Origin of the sequence: Pseudomonas sp. DC1.2 (genome assembly GCF_034351645.1) — a bacterium.
In the GTDB taxonomy this organism is placed as follows: Bacteria; Pseudomonadota; Gammaproteobacteria; order Pseudomonadales; family Pseudomonadaceae; genus Aquipseudomonas.
Genome location: NZ_CP133782.1, coordinates 2,373,197 through 2,390,419, shown reverse-complemented (window position 1 = coordinate 2,390,419; position 17,223 = coordinate 2,373,197). Strand labels below are relative to the sequence as shown.

The following is a 17,223-nucleotide window of genomic DNA, read 5'->3' as shown; positions in this document are numbered from 1 at the left end:
TTGCGGCCACTGCGCAGGATTTTGTACTCGCGCCTTCATCAGTCCGGCCTGTCTAGCTCAAGCGGCAGCCATCGTTGCGGTCAGTAACATGCATTTATCGAACGTTTCAACGTTGAATTTATCGTTTGTCGATCGTTGTCCAGATGACAAAACTGCAAGCATCTCAAATAAAAACAACATGAGAGCTGCCCTATGTCCTATGCCATTTACGTCCTCCTGACTTCGTTGCGCTTTGTTCTGCTGCCGGCTTCACGCCTGTCTTGCCTGCGCCTTCGCGGCGCCTGCCTCTGACAGTTTCGGTTCATCGAAAACCGACCGCGCCTGCCGCTCGCCCCCCTTGCGGCCAGTCGAAAAACGCATATTTGCAAGTACCGGAGAGGCTTATGAAAGCGCTAATGACCCTGGACGGCTCCCTGCCCCATCCAGCCGTAAATGAACTGTGTACCCAAGTCAAAAGCGGCGAGATCAACCGCAGGCAATTTCTGCGTACCGCCGCGCTGCTGGGCGTTACTGTCGCCAGCGCCAGCACGTTTCTCGGTTCCGCCCTGCTCGGCAATTCAGCCCAAGCGGTTGAGGCCATCGCGCCTCGCCAGGGTGGCAGCCTGCGATTCGCTTGCGCCATCCAGGAAATTCAGGACCCGATGCTGATCACCTGGATCGAAGCCTCGAACCTGCTGCGCAACTCCCTGGAGTTCCTGACCTGGGTTGACGCCGACAACATCACCCACCCTTACCTGGCCGAGAGCTGGACACCGTCCGAAGACCTCAAGACCTGGACCTTCAACCTGCGTCAAGACGTAAAGTGGAGCAACGGCGACACCTTCAACGTCGAAGACGTCGAGCACAATATCCAGCGCTGGATTGCCGCAGATTCAAAGTCGGTCAACCGCACCGCGTTCCAGGACATCACCGCCTTCGAAAAAGTCGGCGACTTCCAGTTCCGCCTGGTGCTCAAGCGCCCGATGCTGGCAATCCCGGAAATGCTCAACGCTTTCACGTGTGCCATCGTTCACCGCAGCTTCAAGGCCGGTGACGACTGGGCAAAAAATCCGCTCGGCACCGGGCCGTTCAAACTGGTCTCGTTCGCCGTGAACAAACAGGCGACCTTCGCCAAGCGTGCCGATTACTGGCGTAAACCGGCCAACCTCGACGAACTGCGTTACGTCGATATGGGCACCGACATTTCCACCCACCTCGCGGCGTTGCAAGCCGGGCAAGTGGACGTGCTATACCGAGTGACCGTGGCTGAACTCGACCTGGCCAAGCGTTTGCCGGGGGCACAATTGCTGACCTGCAAATCGGCACAAACCATCGTCATGCGCATGGCCTGCGACCAGAAACCGTTCGACGACCTGCGCATTCGCAAAGCGGTGGTGCTGTGCGCCGACAATGCACAAATGCTCAAGATCGCCTATCGCGGCATGGGCACCCTGGGCGAAGACCACCACGTCGCCCCGTCGCACCCGGAATACTTCCCGCTGCCCAAACGTGCTCGTGACGTGGCCGGGGCGAAGAAACTCCTCGCTGAAGCGGGTCATCCGAACGGCATCGATATCGACCTGATCGTTGGCAACACCCAGGGTCGCTATGAGCAGGATTGCGCGCAGATCCTGCAACAGAACTGCGCCGAAGCGGGTATCCGCATCAACCTCAAAGTGATCCCGGCTACCCAGTATTGGCCAATTTGGGACAAAGCGGCGTTCAGCCTGACGTATTGGGCCCATCGCCCATTGGGCGTGATGTCGCTGGAACTGGCGTATCGCAGCGGTGCCGCCTGGAACGAGAGCCACTACAGCGACCCGGCGTTCGACGCCGCGCTGGACACGGCCATGGGCATCATCGACCCGAAGCAAAGGGCGGTGGCCATGGAAAGCGTCGAACGGATTTTGCAGGATGCTTGCGTCATGGTGCAGCCGTTCTGGGGCGACAAGTTCACCGCAGCGAGCAAGAAAGTCCAGGGGTTCAAGGTTCACCCCTCAGACTTCTACCCAATGGATGAAGTCTGGTTGAGCGCCTGATTCAAGCGCCCAGAACGAGCTCGCCCACCACGGTGCGGCGGGCCGACATCCCTTGATAAGCCGGAGCGTGCAAGCATGGCTGAATTTCTGTTGCGCAAATTATTGGCGCTGGCGGCAACCCTGTTATCGGTGTCAGTGATCGTATTTCTGGCCCTGGAGCTGAACATAGAGGACGTCGCGATCAACGTCCTCGGCCCCTACTCCGCCGCCGACCAGCGCGCCGCGTGGCTGGTGGAACACGGTTACAACCAACCCTTCGTCTGGCGCTACTTGGTGTGGCTGAAAGATTTTATCAGCGGCGACTGGGGCACCTCGGTGCATTTTCGTGAGCCGGTGATCGACTTACTCCTGCCGAACCTGGGGCAAACCCTGATCCTCGCCGGGCTGGCCCTGTTGGTGATGGTGCCGGTGGCCCTGACACTCGGCATTCTGGCGGGGATTCGCCAGGGCTCGCTGGTGGATCGACTGGTGTCGTTTCTGTCGATCGTCACCACCTCGATTCCGGACTTCGCCAGTGCGGTGTTTGTCTCGGCAATTTTCGTGTTCTGGCTCAACTGGCTGCCGGGCGTGAGCAGCATGAGCGACGGTTTCAACCCGGTGGAACTGGCCCTGCCGCTGATGGTGCTGTGCCTGTTCGGTGTCGGTTACCTGGCGCGGATCACCCGGGCATCGATGGTCGAAGTGATGCAGGCCCCGTACATCCGCACCGCGCGCCTCAAAGGCGCGTCAACCACACGCATTGTGCTGCGCCATGCGCTGCGCAACGTACTGATCGCGCCGATCACCGTGATCATGTTGTACATCCCGTGGTTGCTGTCGAACGTGATCGTGGTCGAGGTGTTCTTCGCCTACAAAGGCTTCGGCTCACTGTTGTACACCGCGTCGCTGAACCATGACGTCTACCTGATCGAAGCCTGCGCGATGATCAGCGGCGTGGTGGTGGGGGCCACCAAAATTTTCTCGGACCTGGCCTACACCTGGCTCAACCCGCGTATCACTTTGCGCAGTCTCGGCGGAGGTGGCCAATGAATTTCCTCAGAGCGTTCAAACATCCGTTGGCGTTGCTCGGTTTGCTGCTGGTCGGCGGTTGGGCAGCGATGGCACTGTTCGCGCCGTGGCTGGCGCCGCACGATCCACTGCAAAGCTTCACCCCGCTGCTGACACCCATGACGCCGGACAGCGACGGCATGCATTTCCTGCTCGGCACCGACATGATCGGCCGCGACATTCTTTCGCGGCTGATCTGGGGCACCCGGACGGTGCTGTTCTGGTCGATCCTGGCGACGCTGACCGCGTTCGCCGTGGGCATCGCCATGGGTTTGTGTGCCGGTTATTTCAACGGTTGGGTTGATGCGCTGCTGTCCTACGTCGCCGATACGGTGCTGTCGTTCCCGGTACTGGTGTTGTACATCGTGATCATCATTGCCCTCGGCGCCTCGGCGCTGAACATTCTGATTGCGGTGACTTTCACCAGCGCCCCGGCGATCTTCCGGATCATGCGCGCACTCACCATCGACATTCGCTCCCGAGACTACGTGCTCAGCGCCATTACCCAGGGCGAAGGGTCGCTGCGAATCATGCTGGTGGAAATTCTGCCCAACTGCGGCGGTCCGCTGATCGTCGATTTCTGCCTGCGCATCGGCTACACCGCGATCATGATCGGCGCCCTCGGTTTCCTCGGCCTCGGCCTGCCACCACCGACCCCGGACTGGGGCGGCATGATCAACGAAGGTCGCAGCATGGCTATCGCGTTCCCGCACCTGGTGATCTTCCCGTGCATTGCCATCTCCACCCTGATGCTGGGCCTGAGCCTGCTCGCAGACGGTCTGGACGAACACGCCCAGAAAGGCACAAGGAGTTGAGCATGAGCCCCCATCAAAACCTGCAACAAGTGCTGCGCGTGGAGAACCTCTCCATCGAACTGCCCGCCGGCGCCGACCGCAGCCACGCCGTCAAAGGCATCAGCTTCGACGTGCGCAAGGGTGAAATCCTCTGCGTTATCGGCGAGTCAGGTTCCGGTAAATCAGTGCTCTCGGCAGCGATCATGGGCGACTACGCCAAAGGCCTGCGCCACAGCGACGGGGTGATCGACTTCCTCGGCAACGACATCTGCCGTATGGACGAAAAAACCTTACGGCAGTTGCGCGGCAACCGCATCGCGATGATTTTCCAGGAGCCGATGGCGGCGCTGAACCCGGCGATTCGCATCGGTCAGCAAGTCGAAGAAATCTTCGATATTCACGCGCCAACGATGCCTGCCGCCGAGCGCCGCGAACGTATGCTCGCCTTGCTCGACTCCACTCAATTGCCTGATCCGCCCCGGATCGCCAACAGCTTCGCCCATCAACTCTCCGGCGGCCAATGCCAACGGGTGGTGATTGCCATGGCGCTGGCGATGAACCCGGACCTGTTGATTGCCGATGAACCGACGACGGCGCTGGACGTGACCACTCAGGCCCAGGTGCTGAAACTGGTGCGTGACCTGCGCGGTCGCGGTCAGCACGGCATTTTATTCATCACTCACGACTTCGGCGTGGTGGCGGAAATCGCCGACCGCATCGCCGTCATGGAGGGCGGTGTGATGGTGGAAATCGGTGAGCGCGATCAAGTCCTGAATGCGCCGAAGCACCCGTACACCCGCAAGCTGATCGCGGCGGTGCCGGCGCTGCATCCGGAATTGCACGTGCCTTGCGCCGACGGTGAGCTGGCATTGCGCATCGAGCACTTGACCAAGACTTACAACGTCGGTGGTCGCTCGGTGCCGGCGCTCAAGGATGTCTCGCTGCAACTGCCACGGGGCAAGACCCTGGCGATTGTCGGTGAGTCCGGCTCGGGCAAAAGCACGTTGGTCAAAGCCGCCATTCGGCTGGTGGAAAGCGACAGTGGCCACGTCTGGCTCGGCGACACCGACTTCCTGGCCTTGCGCGGCTCAGCGCTGGCGGCCAATCGGCGACGGATCCAGATGATTTTCCAAGACCCTTATGGTTCGCTCAATCCTCGGCACCGGGTGGGGGACATCATCGCCCGCGCCGCGCAACTGCGTGGGTTATCGGCCAAGGATGCATGGACCGAGGCCGGCGATTTGCTGGAACAGGTCGGGCTCAAACGTGACGCCCTCAAGCGCAAGCCACGGCAGTTTTCCGGTGGCCAGCGCCAGCGTATCGGCATCGCCCGAGCCCTGGCGATGCGCCCCGAAGTGCTGATCGCTGATGAAAGCGTTTCGGCGCTGGACGTCTCGGTACAGAAGCAAGTGCTGGAATTGCTGGCCGAGCTGCAACAGCGACTGAACCTAAGCATTCTGTTCATCACCCACGACTTGCGAGTCGCGGCGCAGATCAGCGACTACATCGCGGTGATGCGCCAGGGCGAAGTGGTGGAATACGGCACGGCGGAACAGGTGTTGCTGCGACCGCAAAGCACCTACACCCAGACGTTGCTGGCAGCGGCACCGGGCGCGTCGGCGATACCGCATGCCCCCGCCGCCGCACCGCCGCTTAGGCTGATTCGACCTCAAGCCCACTGACCCCATAACCCTTTCCCCATGCCGCTGCATTCGCAGCGGCATGGGTTGCTGCTGCCAACAACATTAAAAAAATCAGAAAATCGGGAGTATCACTGTGCGCACAACTACACCTCGAGCTATCCGTTCCATGGCGCTGATTCCGGTGCTCGGCGCCTTCGCGGCACCGGCCATGGCGATTCAAGTCACCGACAACCTCGACCTCGGCGGTGCCGTTCGGGCGCGCTGGGACTATGACCCAGACCGGGACATCCAGACGTTCAACTTCGACACCGCGTTCCTCACGGCCAAGTACAACTCCGACACCTGGATTGGCGCGGCCAAGTACCGCTTTTATGGGCGGTCCTACCCGTACAAGTACACCAACAATGTCGGTGACATCCAGTTCGCCGAATCGGCATGGGTCGGCTACAAGTTCAACCCCAACCAACAGATCCAAGTCGGCCTGAACCAAGTGCCGTTTGGTTTACAGCCGTATTTTGGCAGCACCTTCTACGAAACCCTGGGCAACGTCGTGGGCCTGGAAGACGTGGAACAAGTCGGCGCCAAATACATTCAACAAAGCGGCGACTGGAACATCCAGGCCGGTTACTACGTGCGTCCGGCATGGCAGGGTAAGGGCACCAGCAACGGCGACACCTACTCCAGCGTCGTCTCTAAAGCTGACAGTTACGTCGCCGACGGCAGCAACAACCAAGAGCGCAACACCGTGGTGCTGCGCGTGGCCAAGGCGATGGACCTGGGGCCCTGGAAGTCCGAAGTCGGCCTCTCCGGCCTGACCTCGACCCTGGAGAACCGAGACACCGACAACGACGGCCGCCGCAATGCCGTGGCCGTGCATTACATCGGCAAAAACGGCCCGTGGGGCATACAACTGCAAGCCGCGCGGCAGCAGATGTCACCGCGCAACCCCGGCAGTGATGAACTGGTGACGCTCGGCGGTTACGACGGTACGTTCAACGTTGCCAGCCGTGGCAACCTGTACGTCGCGGACGTGAGTTACGACGTCAGCGGCAAATACCTGCTCGATCAGATCAGCGGCGTGAAGCTGTACGCCAACTACAGCGCCTTCGACAAATCCGCCGACGCGTTCAAGACCTCGCAACGGATGATCCTCGGCACCTCTTTTTCGGTGAGCAAACTGTGGGTTGCCACGGAGTGGCTGTTCGGTAAAAACGACCCGTACATTGGCGGCAGCAGCTACACCCAGAGTCTGGGGGCTGGGGGCAGTAACCAGTGGGAGAATCAGTTGTACATGAACATCGGTTATTACTTCTAATCGGCCACTTTAAGCGCTCTTGAGATCGCCATCGCGGGCAAGCGCCCACATGAGGCCGCGCGCCCATGAGGGAGCGGCTTGCCCGTGATGGCGTCAGCCCAAACAACACTTGCCTCAGCGCATCACTGAGGTGTCAGATATGCCCTACAGAACAAATAGTCACCCAAAACAATAAACCTGCCCACGCTTCCCAGTGTCGGCGTCAGGTATGGAGTCATCCTTTCATGCGTCAACTGCCCTCGCTCAACATGCTGCGAGTCTTCGAAGAAGTCGCGCGGCATCGCAGTTTCAGCCAGGCGGCCCTGGGTCTGAACGTCACCCAAGGTGCTGTCAGCCGCCAGATCAAGCAGCTCGAAGACTACCTCGGTGTCGCCCTGTTCATCCGCACGCCTCAAGGCTTGGCGCTGACCGACACCGGCGGCGTCCTCTCCCCGCATCTGAGTGACGCGTTCGATCACATCGAACGTGCCCTGCAAGCGGTGCGTGTGCCCAACCTGCGCCAGCGCCTGAGGATCGTCGCACCACCGACCTGGGCCACCCGCTGGCTATCGGCGCATTTGCGCGTGTTCTGCCAACGTTACCCGGACATCAGCCTCAGCGTGACCCACCAGACCGGCCACGACAGCCTCACCGAGGCCGACTGCCACATCCGCTTCGGTCTCGACGCCGCCAGCCATTGCAGCAGTGAACTGCTGGTGATGGAACGGCACATCGCCGTAGCCAGTCCGGAGCTGTTCATCAATGGCCAGCCGCCGGACCTGCGGCACTATCCATTGCTGCATATCCTGCACAACGGCAAACGTTTGAAGGTCTGGGAGAACTGGTTAGCGGCGATGGGCCGTGAGGATGTTGATGCCGGACAAGGGCTGGAATTCAGCACGCTCGACCAAGTGATCCACACAACCCTGGCCGGTGGTGGCCTGGCCGTGATCGACCGGCAAATGATTGAGAGGGAACTGGCCAACGGCAGCCTACTGCCGATCACCCCGGTGGAAGTGATCGGGCCGTATGGCTACTGGCTGGACGTGGCAAACGACAAGCAGGGGTTGTCGAAAGTGCGGTTGTTTACCGAGTGGTTGGGGTGGGTCAGTAACCCCTGAAGCACCGATATCCGCAGAGGGCGCCGGGGTGGTTTTTAGAGGGGGACTGCGACCTTTGTCATGACTGGCGCCCCGCTCTCCACCGGACTCTGCGCCTTGCACGCCTGGCTCAGCGTCAAGGATTTTGTCTCGGGCGCCCAGGCCCATGAAATGATCGCACCGAGCGCCAAAATGGCCGCCAGTATGCCCATGGTCGGGCTTAGCCCTATCCCGGCCACACTCACTGGCAATAAAAAAGTGCTGACCGCTGAGCCCAAGCGACTGACAGCGGTCGCAAGACCAATCCCGCTGGCCCGCACTTCGGTCGGGAAGCTCTCGGCCGGAAACACGCCCACCAGGTTACTCACCGCCGACAGCACCAGGGTGAAAACGCCGAATACCAATACCATCAAAAAGGCCGCACTGCCGGGCAGGACCGCGAGGATAAACAGCGCCACCGCCAGTACAATAAACGAGTTAATCAAGAAGCCCCGACGCGAAAATTTCACCGTGCATCCGATCCCGATCAACGCACCGAGGATCAGCAGCAGGTTCAACATCAACTCGGTGCCGAAGCCTTCAGCCAAGCCCATCTTCTGCAAGATGGAGGGCAGGAAGGTGTAGATCGCAAAGTACGGCATGACGATGCAGACGAAGAACAGGCAATTGAAAGCCGTGCGCTTGCGGTACTCCCGGCTGAACAGCACGGCATAGCCAGAGCGGGTTTCGCTGGATCGGGTCTCGTCGAGCTCGACGTTATCGCCCAGGTGTTTTTTGACAATCGCCCGCGCTTCGGCAACACGCCCCTGATTGACCAGCCAGCGCGGTGACTCTGGCGTGCCAATGCGCGCAATCAGAATCAAGAAGGCCGGAATCGCCGACGAGGCCAACATCCAGCGCCAGGCGTCATCGCCCAGGTTGAGCATCGCCGTGCCGACGAAGGTCGCGGCGACATAGCCAAAGGTCCAGATCACGCTGAATGAACCGAGTAACACGCCACGCTGTTTTTTTGGCGAAAACTCGGCAAGCATCGCATGCCCGACGCTGAAATCACCGCCCAGGCCGATGCCGATCAGCACCCGACAAAGAAACAATTGCATCGCCGTTTCGACGTAGAACTGCATGACCGAGGCCAGGGTGATCAGCACAAAGCTGACCAAAAATATTTTCTGCCGGCCAACTTTGTCCGATATCCAGCCAAAGAACAGGCTACCGAGAAACAGCCCCAGCAGCGCCGACGCACCGATCAGCCCCTGCCACAAAGCGTCGAGGTGCATCTGCGGACTGAGCAGCGTAAAGGCGATACCAATCAAACCGAGAATGTAGCCGTCGGTAAAGTGCGCGCCGAAGGTCAGACCGGCGATTTTAAGATGGAAGCGCCCAATGGGCAGGTCATCGATTTTTATAGATTGAGCGGGCATGTTCGTCTCCAGTTGTTGTTATTGACGGAGAAATGAAAGCGATAGCTCTTGGTCTTGTGGGAGCGAGGCTGCTGGCGAAGGCGTTGCCTGCGTGGGCGTTCTATCGCCAGCAGGCTAGCGCCCATCGGGTGGGTGTGGAGTCCTAAAGGCCGCCCATCAACAAGTATTTGATTTCCAGGTAGTCTTCCAGGCCGTACTTGGAGCCTTCACGTCCCAGGCCCGATTCCTTGATGCCGCCGAACGGCGCGACTTCGGTGGAGATGATCCCTTCGTTGATCCCGACCATGCCGGCTTCCAGGCCTTCGGCCATGCGCCAGACACGACCGATGTCGCGGCTATAGAAATAAGCAGATAAGCCGTAGGGCGTGTCGTTGGCCCGTTGCAGCACTTCGGCTTCATCCTTGAAACGAAAGCACGCAGCGACCGGGCCAAAGGTTTCGTCCTGGGCGATCAGCATGTCGCTGTTGGCCTCGGTGAGAATGGTCGGTTCGTAGAACGTGCCGCCCAGCGCATGCCGACGACCACCGCACAACAGGGTGGCGCCCTTCTCCAGGGCATCACCGACGTGCAATTCAACCTTGGCCAATGCGGCCGCGTTGATCAGCGGACCTTGCTCGGTTTCACCGTCCAGCGCGCTGCCGACGCGCATCGCCGCGACCGCTTCGGCGAGTTTGCCGGTGAAAGCTTCGTAGACGCCATCCTGGATGAAGAAGCGGTTGACGCAGACACACGTCTGCCCGGTGTTGCGAAATTTCGAAGCCATGGCGCCTTTGACGGCGGCGTCCAGATCCGCGTCGTCGAACACAATGAACGGCGCGTTGCCGCCCAGTTCCAGCGAGACTTTTTTCAGCGTATCCGCCGCTTGGCGCATCAGCAGCTTGCCGGTGCGGGTCGAGCCAGTGAACGACAGTTTGCGCACGATGCCGGAGGCTTGCAGCGCCCCGCCAATCGCCACCGCGTCACCGGAAACCACGTTGAATACGCCGGCCGGAATGCCCGCCTGCTCGGCCAGCACCGCCAGTGCGAAGGCTGACAACGGCGTTTCCTCCGACGGTTTCAGGATCATGGTGCAACCTGCCGCCAGCGCCGGGCCGACCTTGCGGGTGACCATCGCCAGCGGAAAGTTCCAAGGAGTGATCGCCGCCACGACGCCGATGGCCTCCTTGATCACAATGATTCTGGCGTCAGCCTTGTGGCTCGGAATCACATCGCCGTAAGCGCGCTTGGCTTCTTCGGCGAACCACTCCAGGAAACTCGCGGCGTAAACCACTTCGCCCATGGCTTCGGCCAATGGCTTGCCCTGCTCGCGACTGAGCAAAGTAGCCAGGTCCTTCTGGTGACTCAGCATTAGCTCGCTCCAACGCTTGAGGCGCTGGCTACGTTCTTTGGCGGTCAGCTTGCGCCAGGCCGGTAAGGCCCGGTTGGCGGCGGCGATGGCGAGGTTGGTTTCTTCGGCACCCGACTTTTGCACCTCGGCAATCAGCTCGCCATTGGCCGGGTTCAACACCGGATAAGTCGGACCACCGCTGGACCATTGGCCATCGATGAAATTGCCGTTACGGATCAATACGCTCATGCCACAGCCTCGGTCAGATTGAAGCGTTCCAGACCCGGACGAGCCGAACGCAGAATACGTTTGCCGGCGGTGTAATCGTTAATCACGTCGCACGGCGTGTAATTGCGCTCCAGCTCATACCGTTCTTCAGCATCGAGCTGAGTCTCCAGTGCCGCCAGGGCACTGTCGAACTGCGCAGTGGTGTCGGCGCCCACCAGCATGCAATCGACGCCCGGATGATTGGCGACCCAGGCTTGTGCAATCTGCGCGTTCGATACGCCGCGGGCACGGGCCACGCGTTGTACCGAATGGGCGATCTGGAGTGAGGCTTCGTCGCTGTACATCTGCTGGGTGAAAAAATCGGTCTGGTTGCGGGTCGATTGCACGTCTGCGGTCAGCAAACCCCGCGCCAACGGACTGAACACAGAAACGCCGAGGCCCTGATCGCGGCAGAACGGGATCATCTCGCGCTCTTCTTCGCGGTAGGCACAGTTCAATTGCAGCTGCATGTTGATCGGCTTGACCCAGCCATTACGTTCGCAGGCCATGAGAATCTTTGCCAATTGCCCGGTGAGCATGGTCGAGACGCCGATATAACGGGCCTTGCCGGAACGCACGATGTCGTTCATGGCGCTCATGGTTTCTTCAACCGGGGTGTTCACATCGAAGTAATGCAGCATGAACACATCGACGTAATCCATGTTCAGGCGTTTAAGTGATGCATCGATGCCGTCCATGATGTGCTTGCGCGAGTGACCGCTGGCATTGATGCCGTTGCGGGTGCCGTAGCCGACTTTGGTGGTGATCACCAGGTCTTCACGTCGGGCCAGCCGCTTGACGATGCGCCCCACCACCTCCTCGCCGACGCCAGCGGAATAGAAGTCCGCCAGGTCGATAAAATTCACCCCGTTGTCCAAAGCATGCGCAACGATTGGTTCGCTCTTCTTCTCATCGAAAATCCACGGTTTCCAGTCCGGGGTGCCCATGTTCATGGTGCCCAGGCACAGGCGGGAAACTTGCAGGCCGGAGTTGCCCAAACGAATGTATTGCATGGCGCAGACCTCAGGCTTTTGGGGTGTAGAAAGGGTTGCTGATGTGATCGACCACATCCGCCAGTTGCGCGGTTTCCGGTTTGCCGGTCAGGGCGGCGCGGATCGCGGTGCGGCAAGCGTTGTAGTTGTTCAGGTAAACCGCATCGAGGTCATCGCAGGCCGGGTTGACCCAGTTGGCGGTGACGATGGCCCACTCGTCTTCTGCTTCCGGCGGCAAGGTGCCGTCCAGCAACGCTTCCAACACAGCCTTTGCAATACCGGCCTGGGACGCGCCCCACGTAGCGTTGCCGTGCAGGTCGCTACTGATCGCAGCTTTGTTGACGTAAAGGGTCATTGGCTTGACTGGAATGTTCGGCTGCGCGATCACCATAAACGGGCAATGACCCTGGCTCGGCGACGCCAGACTGTTGGCAAACGCCTGCCCCGCGGGACCATTGCGCGGGCCGATCAGAATGTTGATGTGCGCGGCGTTCACGCCTGGGCCTTCGAAACCTTCACCGATGTACAGGTCGAGTTCTTTCATGAGTCGTTACTCTTTTTAGATTTTTTAGATTTTTTGGGTGATCAGAAGCGCACGCGAATCGTGAAGATCGCGGGGCAACAGTCGGGATTCGAAGAGCGCAGCAGCGGGCTGGCGAGGACGTGGCAGTGAGGATAAGTCATGGTTGCAAACGCTCTTTTTGTTGTTGATGAGCTGTGTTTGCGAAGTTTTAACACTGGGGGTTGGCGGGGCTGTAACCATTAAAAGTCATGGGGGCATGACTTCAGCTCATGCCCCCAAATGACGGTGCGCGGATCAGTACGACGGCGCTTGTTTTTTCATCGCATCCTTGGACATGGTGTCTTTCTTCATGGTGTCGTTGGACATCGCATCTTTGGACATGCTGTCTTTTTTCATGGTGTCCTTGGCCATGGAGTCCTTTTTCATCGTGTCTTTTTTCATGGTGTCTTTGGACATGGCGTCTTTGGACATCGAGTCCTTGCTCATGCTGTCGTTGCTCGTGGTGTCGGCGGCATACACGCTGGCGACCCCCATGGCCAGGCACATGGAGAGTACGGCGGTGGCTAATTTTTTCATGGTATGACTCCTTGAAGCTCAGGTTGCGGATGAGCACAGCGTGGACTGCGCAGTGAAAATTTTCGGCGTTCGTCAGCTGCCCCCGAACCAGTTGTAGCCCTGGTCTTCCCAGTAGCCACCGGGGTAGGTGTTGGTGACGAAAATCGCTTGAATGTGTTTGGGATTCTTGTAGCCAAGCTTGGTCGGCATGCGCAGCTTCATCGGGAAGCCGTACTGACGCGGCAGGACAGTGCCGTCATAGGTCAGCGTCAGCAGGGTTTGTGCATGCAGGGCTGTGGCCATATCGATGCTGGTGTAGTAGTCGTCCGCGCATTTGAAGCCGACGTACTTCGCGCCAGTGTCAGCGCCAACACGCTTGAGAAAGTCGCTGAAGCGCACGCCACCCCAGCGACCGATGGCGCTCCAGCCTTCGACGCAAATGTGCCGGGTGATTTGCTCGGTCTGGGCCATGGCCCGCAACTCTTCAAGCGGCCAACTGCGTTTGTCGGCGACCATACCCGTCACTTCCAGCCGATAACTGGCTTCTTCGACGGTGGGTGCCTCGTCGATGCCGTAAAAGGCATTAAAGGGAAACGGCCGGGTGATCATCGATTCCGGATAGGTCGGCGCCATGGCATTGGGGTTGAACAGCCAGCCCTGCACCCGGTCGTTGAAGCGGGACATCGACGACAGCGCGGTTTCAACACTGTCGTTGTCACTCAGGTTGCAGCCCGACAGCATGGCCACCCCGCCCAACGTCAGGCCTCGCAGCAGGAACGAGCGTCGCGAGCGGTCCTCGATTCGCGGGGCCAGCACTTTTCTGGCGTCTGCCAGGATCGACGACTCGTCCAACCCTTCGATGCGCTTTTTCATGCGTGCTCCTTGTGACCGACGATCATGGCCCACAGTGTTTTCGGCACCAACAGCACCATCACCAGATGAACCACCACGAAGGCCATCAGCAGCGACATGCCGACAAAGTGGACTTGCCGCGCCCCTTCGTAACCGCCCATCAGGGTACGCAGCAGCGGGAACTGCACGGACTTCCACAGCACTAACCCGGACAGCACCATCAGGGTGATATCGAGCATGACAAACAGATAGGCAAGGCGCTGGACCTGGTTGTAGTGACTCAGATCAGCGTGACCCAACCGCCCCCGAAGCGCTGCCCACACGTCATGCAACACGCCTTTGGGCGACACCGGCAAAAAACGTCGATACAGGCGGCCAGTGGCAATATTAATGATCAGGTAAATCAAGCCATTGATGGCCAGGAACCACATCGCTGCAAAATGCCATTGCAGTGCTCCACCGAGCCAGCCGCCCAGGGTGATGGAAGATGGAAAGCTGAAGCTGTAGAGGGGCGACGCGTTGTAGATTCGCCACCCACTGGTCACCATCACCAACACCGCCAGGGCATTGAGCCAATGGGTCAGCCGTAACCAGCGCGGATGGCTGCCGGCCCTGCGTGGGAGGGTTACGCTGGGTGAAGCAGTAGGCTGAGACATGATCGGCTCCTGGCGGAAGATCGTTGGAGCCGAGTATGAGAGCCCGCAGATCCCCAAATCCTCACGTAAAGTTAAATTAATCGTTATAACTCTAGTCCCACCGAGAAGCCCCGCGCGCCAATTGTGGTTAAAATGCGCGCCCCCCAAAATGTCGATTCCGCCTGATGACCCCTGACGCCCTGCGCAACTTGCACACTCATTTGCTGGCAGCCCTTGCCACGGCCCCGGCTGAAACCCGACGCCTGTTTCACGGCCGCGGCCGCTGCTGGCCTGGACTTGAGCAATTGACCGTCGACTGGTTGCAGGGCGTGGTACTGGTGTCGTTGTTCAAAGAGCCGGCCCCGCAACAACTGGACGACTTGAAGCAACTGCTGATGGACACTGTCGCGTCCGCCGAATGGCAACAGTCAGGTGCGCACACGCTATTGCTGCAACACCGCTACCTGCTGCAAAGCACCACTGAATGGCTGTTGGGGGATGCGCTCGAGGAGATGACCATCACCGAGGGCGGGCTGCGTTATCGAGTGGACCTGGGGCGCAAACAAAACACCGGCCTGTTCCTCGACATGCGCTACGGCCGCAACTGGGTGCGGGCGAATGCCGACGGCAAGCGCGTGTTGAACCTGTTTGCCTACACCTGCGGATTCTCGGTAGCCGCCCTCGAAGGGGGCGCCGAGCACGTGGTCAATCTGGACATGTCGAGCCCCGCCCTGAACCGGGGCCGCGACAATCATCGGCTCAACGGCCACGACATGAGCCGCGTCAGTTTTCTCGGCCACGACCTGTTCAAGTCGTGGGGCAAGGTGATTGGCAAAGGGCCTTACGACCTGGTCATCATCGACCCGCCGTCGTTTCAGAAAGGTAGTTTTCTGCTGACCAAGGATTACCAGCGCGTATTGCGCCGGCTGCCGGAGCTGCTCACCGGTGACGGCACGGTGCTGGCCTGCATGAACGACCCGGCGTTCGGCCCGGACTTCCTTATCAACGGCGTCACCCTCGAAGCGCCGAGCCTGCGCTTTGTTGAGCGCCTGGACAATCCGCCGGAATTTCCCGATGTCGATGCCGAGTCCGGCTTGAAGGCGCTGGTGTTCAAACAAGGCGACTGAGTCGCCCTCGCCGACGCTTAGACTAAACGCAGCCCAGCGGCGCCCGTTGGCAAGGCGCCATCGCCCAAGCGCTGACGCACGCATTCGTTGGCTTTGCGGGTGAGCTGGTCAAGGTGCCGATCTCGTTGTTTTTCGGCATCAACCATCGCCCGCTTGCCATGTTTTTGCAGCAAGTAGGTATGTATCTGCCGCACCTCAAGCGAGCTGTAGATCGGCGCCGTGTCCAGCAAGCCCATCAAACCGCCAGTGCTCTGATCACGGGTATTCATCAACACCTGAGTTGCTCGCGCGCCCAGCACTTGAAACCCCATCGACTCGAAACACGTAACCTTGGCCACGGCACATGTCAGTTCAGCGTGCGGATAGCGCCCGACCATTTCCCGCACCATCGCCCGGGCAACACCCTGCCGCCGATGGCCGGCGTCCACCGCCATATAGATCACACCGCACGCATCGGGATCATCCTTGATCGGCAGGTACAGCAAGAAGCCGATGACCTTCTCGGGATCGTCAATCTGCGTGGCGACAATTAACTCCACCGCAATGCCTTTCGCCCCGCCGAGCGCCTCCAGGTAAAGATGAACCTCATAACCGATTGCGTACTGGTAGACGTTGTACAGCAGGTTGCTCGGCGGCAGCGCCACCGCGCTGATCTCGGTCAGGTTATCGACGACCAGTTGCAGAATCTGGCCAGTGATGTGCTCGGGGCACGGGGTTTTAAAGTGACTGATCTGGGGCATTGCGTGGCTGACTCCGGCGGACAAGGCATGCCCGGACGTAACGAGGCTGACGCGGGCCGGCGCATTGTAGCGTGCTTTGGTGCAGCGCCACCTTGAACGCCTGAGAACGCTTGCGCCCAGCCACAAATTTTCCCTTGAGAACTTAAGCCACGGCACTAACGTTGCGGCGCCACCACCCGGAACTTGATGTCGATTTCATTAGAGACCACACCATCAGCCCATTCCCCGCTGCCGATCTTGAAATCATCACGCTTGAGAATGATCTGGCCATCAAAAACCCCGACACCGCTTTGCGGCTTCAACACCACCTGAACATCAACCTCGCGGGTCAAGCCCTTGAGCGTCAATTGGCCGGTAATCAGGTAGCGATTGTCGCCCAGCGCTTGTACTCGGCTCGACTCAAACGTCCCCACCGGCCAGGTGGCCGTGTCGAACCAGGCAGGCTTTTGTAATTCGCTGTTCGCGTCGCTGCTGCCAGCATCGATGCTGGACACATCGATGGTCAGCGCGGCATGGGCGACTTCGGGGTGCCGGGTGTCGAAATCAAGGGAGCCCTCGAACTTGCCGAACGTGCCATACACCCTGGAACCCATTTGATTGTAGGTAAAGCTGATTTGACTGGCGGTCGCGTTGACCTGTGTGTATTCGGCAGCCTCGGCACTGGGCAAGTCAGTGAACGGGACCGTGAGCGCCCAGGCGGCAAAACACCAGGTTCGAGGATGCATGGGGTTCTCCGGTTGGCGGCCGTCGTGAGTTGAAAAGCAAGACACATTGACGCGCCATCCAGTGACTAAAGCAAACAACCGCTGTTTGTTCCACTGTGAGGTTGCGAACCCGCGATTTACCTGGCGTCGAAGGCCTAAAACGCTCTTGGACGCTGTCTCTGGG

At 59.7% G+C, this 17,223-nt stretch carries 16 protein-coding genes; 7 read left to right on the top strand and 9 right to left on the bottom strand.

Annotation, left to right across the window (positions count from 1 at the left end; all coding sequences use genetic code 11):
• Nucleotides 1-383: 383 nt before the first annotated feature.
• From RHM68_RS10910 to RHM68_RS10885, 6 genes are all read left to right on the top strand, one after another.
• Complete coding sequence (locus RHM68_RS10910; protein ID WP_322222807.1) at nt 384-2,018, top strand: ABC transporter substrate-binding protein; 1,635 nt, start codon at nt 384-386, stop codon at nt 2,016-2,018.
• A gap of 75 nt (nt 2,019-2,093) precedes the next feature.
• Nucleotides 2,094-3,047: an ABC transporter permease gene (locus RHM68_RS10905; RefSeq protein ID WP_322222805.1), complete on the top strand. Its 954-nt coding sequence runs from the start codon at nt 2,094-2,096 to the stop codon at nt 3,045-3,047.
• Complete coding sequence (locus tag RHM68_RS10900; protein ID WP_322222802.1) at nt 3,044-3,880, top strand: ABC transporter permease; 837 nt, start codon at nt 3,044-3,046, stop codon at nt 3,878-3,880. Before RHM68_RS10905 ends, RHM68_RS10900 begins: the two co-directional genes overlap by 4 nt.
• 2 nt (nt 3,881-3,882) lie before the next feature.
• Nucleotides 3,883-5,541 (top strand): ABC transporter ATP-binding protein, encoded by a 1,659-nt coding sequence (locus RHM68_RS10895; protein ID WP_322222800.1) that lies wholly within the window; start codon nt 3,883-3,885, stop codon nt 5,539-5,541.
• Between the two features lie 127 nt (nt 5,542-5,668).
• On the top strand, nt 5,669-6,817 hold the full coding sequence (locus tag RHM68_RS10890; protein ID WP_322223761.1) for a hypothetical protein: 1,149 nt from the start codon (nt 5,669-5,671) through the stop codon (nt 6,815-6,817).
• A gap of 224 nt (nt 6,818-7,041) precedes the next feature.
• Nucleotides 7,042-7,917 (top strand): LysR substrate-binding domain-containing protein, encoded by an 876-nt coding sequence (locus RHM68_RS10885; protein ID WP_322222798.1) that lies wholly within the window; start codon nt 7,042-7,044, stop codon nt 7,915-7,917.
• A 35-nt stretch (nt 7,918-7,952) separates the two neighbouring features.
• Here the strand turns inward: RHM68_RS10885 and RHM68_RS10880 are convergent, their stop codons facing one another.
• From RHM68_RS10880 to RHM68_RS10850, 7 genes are all read right to left on the bottom strand, one after another.
• Nucleotides 7,953-9,317, bottom strand: coding sequence for an MFS transporter (locus RHM68_RS10880; RefSeq protein WP_322222796.1), 1,365 nt, complete (start codon nt 9,315-9,317; stop codon nt 7,953-7,955).
• A 142-nt stretch (nt 9,318-9,459) separates the two neighbouring features.
• Entirely contained in the window at nt 9,460-10,893 is a 1,434-nt protein-coding gene (locus RHM68_RS10875) for an NAD-dependent succinate-semialdehyde dehydrogenase (protein WP_322222794.1), read from the bottom strand.
• Entirely contained in the window at nt 10,890-11,924 is a 1,035-nt protein-coding gene (locus tag RHM68_RS10870) for an aldo/keto reductase (protein ID WP_322222792.1), read from the bottom strand. The genes RHM68_RS10875 and RHM68_RS10870 overlap by 4 nt, the downstream gene beginning before the upstream one ends.
• Nucleotides 11,925-11,934: 10 nt before the next feature.
• A complete protein-coding gene (fae, locus tag RHM68_RS10865; protein WP_054615233.1) occupies nt 11,935-12,447 on the bottom strand; it encodes a formaldehyde-activating enzyme in 513 nt (170 codons plus the stop codon).
• A gap of 273 nt (nt 12,448-12,720) precedes the next feature.
• Nucleotides 12,721-13,002, bottom strand: coding sequence for a pentapeptide MXKDX repeat protein (locus tag RHM68_RS10860; RefSeq protein WP_322222787.1), 282 nt, complete (start codon nt 13,000-13,002; stop codon nt 12,721-12,723).
• A 72-nt stretch (nt 13,003-13,074) separates the two neighbouring features.
• Nucleotides 13,075-13,854: a molybdopterin-dependent oxidoreductase gene (locus RHM68_RS10855; protein ID WP_322222785.1), complete on the bottom strand. Its 780-nt coding sequence runs from the start codon at nt 13,852-13,854 to the stop codon at nt 13,075-13,077.
• Complete coding sequence (locus RHM68_RS10850; protein ID WP_322222783.1) at nt 13,851-14,489, bottom strand: cytochrome b/b6 domain-containing protein; 639 nt, start codon at nt 14,487-14,489, stop codon at nt 13,851-13,853. Before RHM68_RS10850 ends, RHM68_RS10855 begins: the two co-directional genes overlap by 4 nt.
• Before the next feature lie 164 nt (nt 14,490-14,653).
• Between RHM68_RS10850 and RHM68_RS10845 the strand changes: the two genes are divergently transcribed.
• On the top strand, nt 14,654-15,595 hold the full coding sequence (locus tag RHM68_RS10845; RefSeq protein WP_322222780.1) for a class I SAM-dependent methyltransferase: 942 nt from the start codon (nt 14,654-14,656) through the stop codon (nt 15,593-15,595).
• 17 nt (nt 15,596-15,612) lie between these two features.
• Here the strand turns inward: RHM68_RS10845 and RHM68_RS10840 are convergent, their stop codons facing one another.
• Together RHM68_RS10840 and RHM68_RS10835 are read right to left on the bottom strand one after the other, a co-directional pair.
• Nucleotides 15,613-16,335, bottom strand: coding sequence for a GNAT family N-acetyltransferase (locus RHM68_RS10840; protein ID WP_322222777.1), 723 nt, complete (start codon nt 16,333-16,335; stop codon nt 15,613-15,615).
• A 155-nt stretch (nt 16,336-16,490) separates the two neighbouring features.
• Entirely contained in the window at nt 16,491-17,060 is a 570-nt protein-coding gene (locus tag RHM68_RS10835) for a YceI family protein (RefSeq protein WP_322222775.1), read from the bottom strand.
• Nucleotides 17,061-17,223 lie beyond the last annotated feature (163 nt).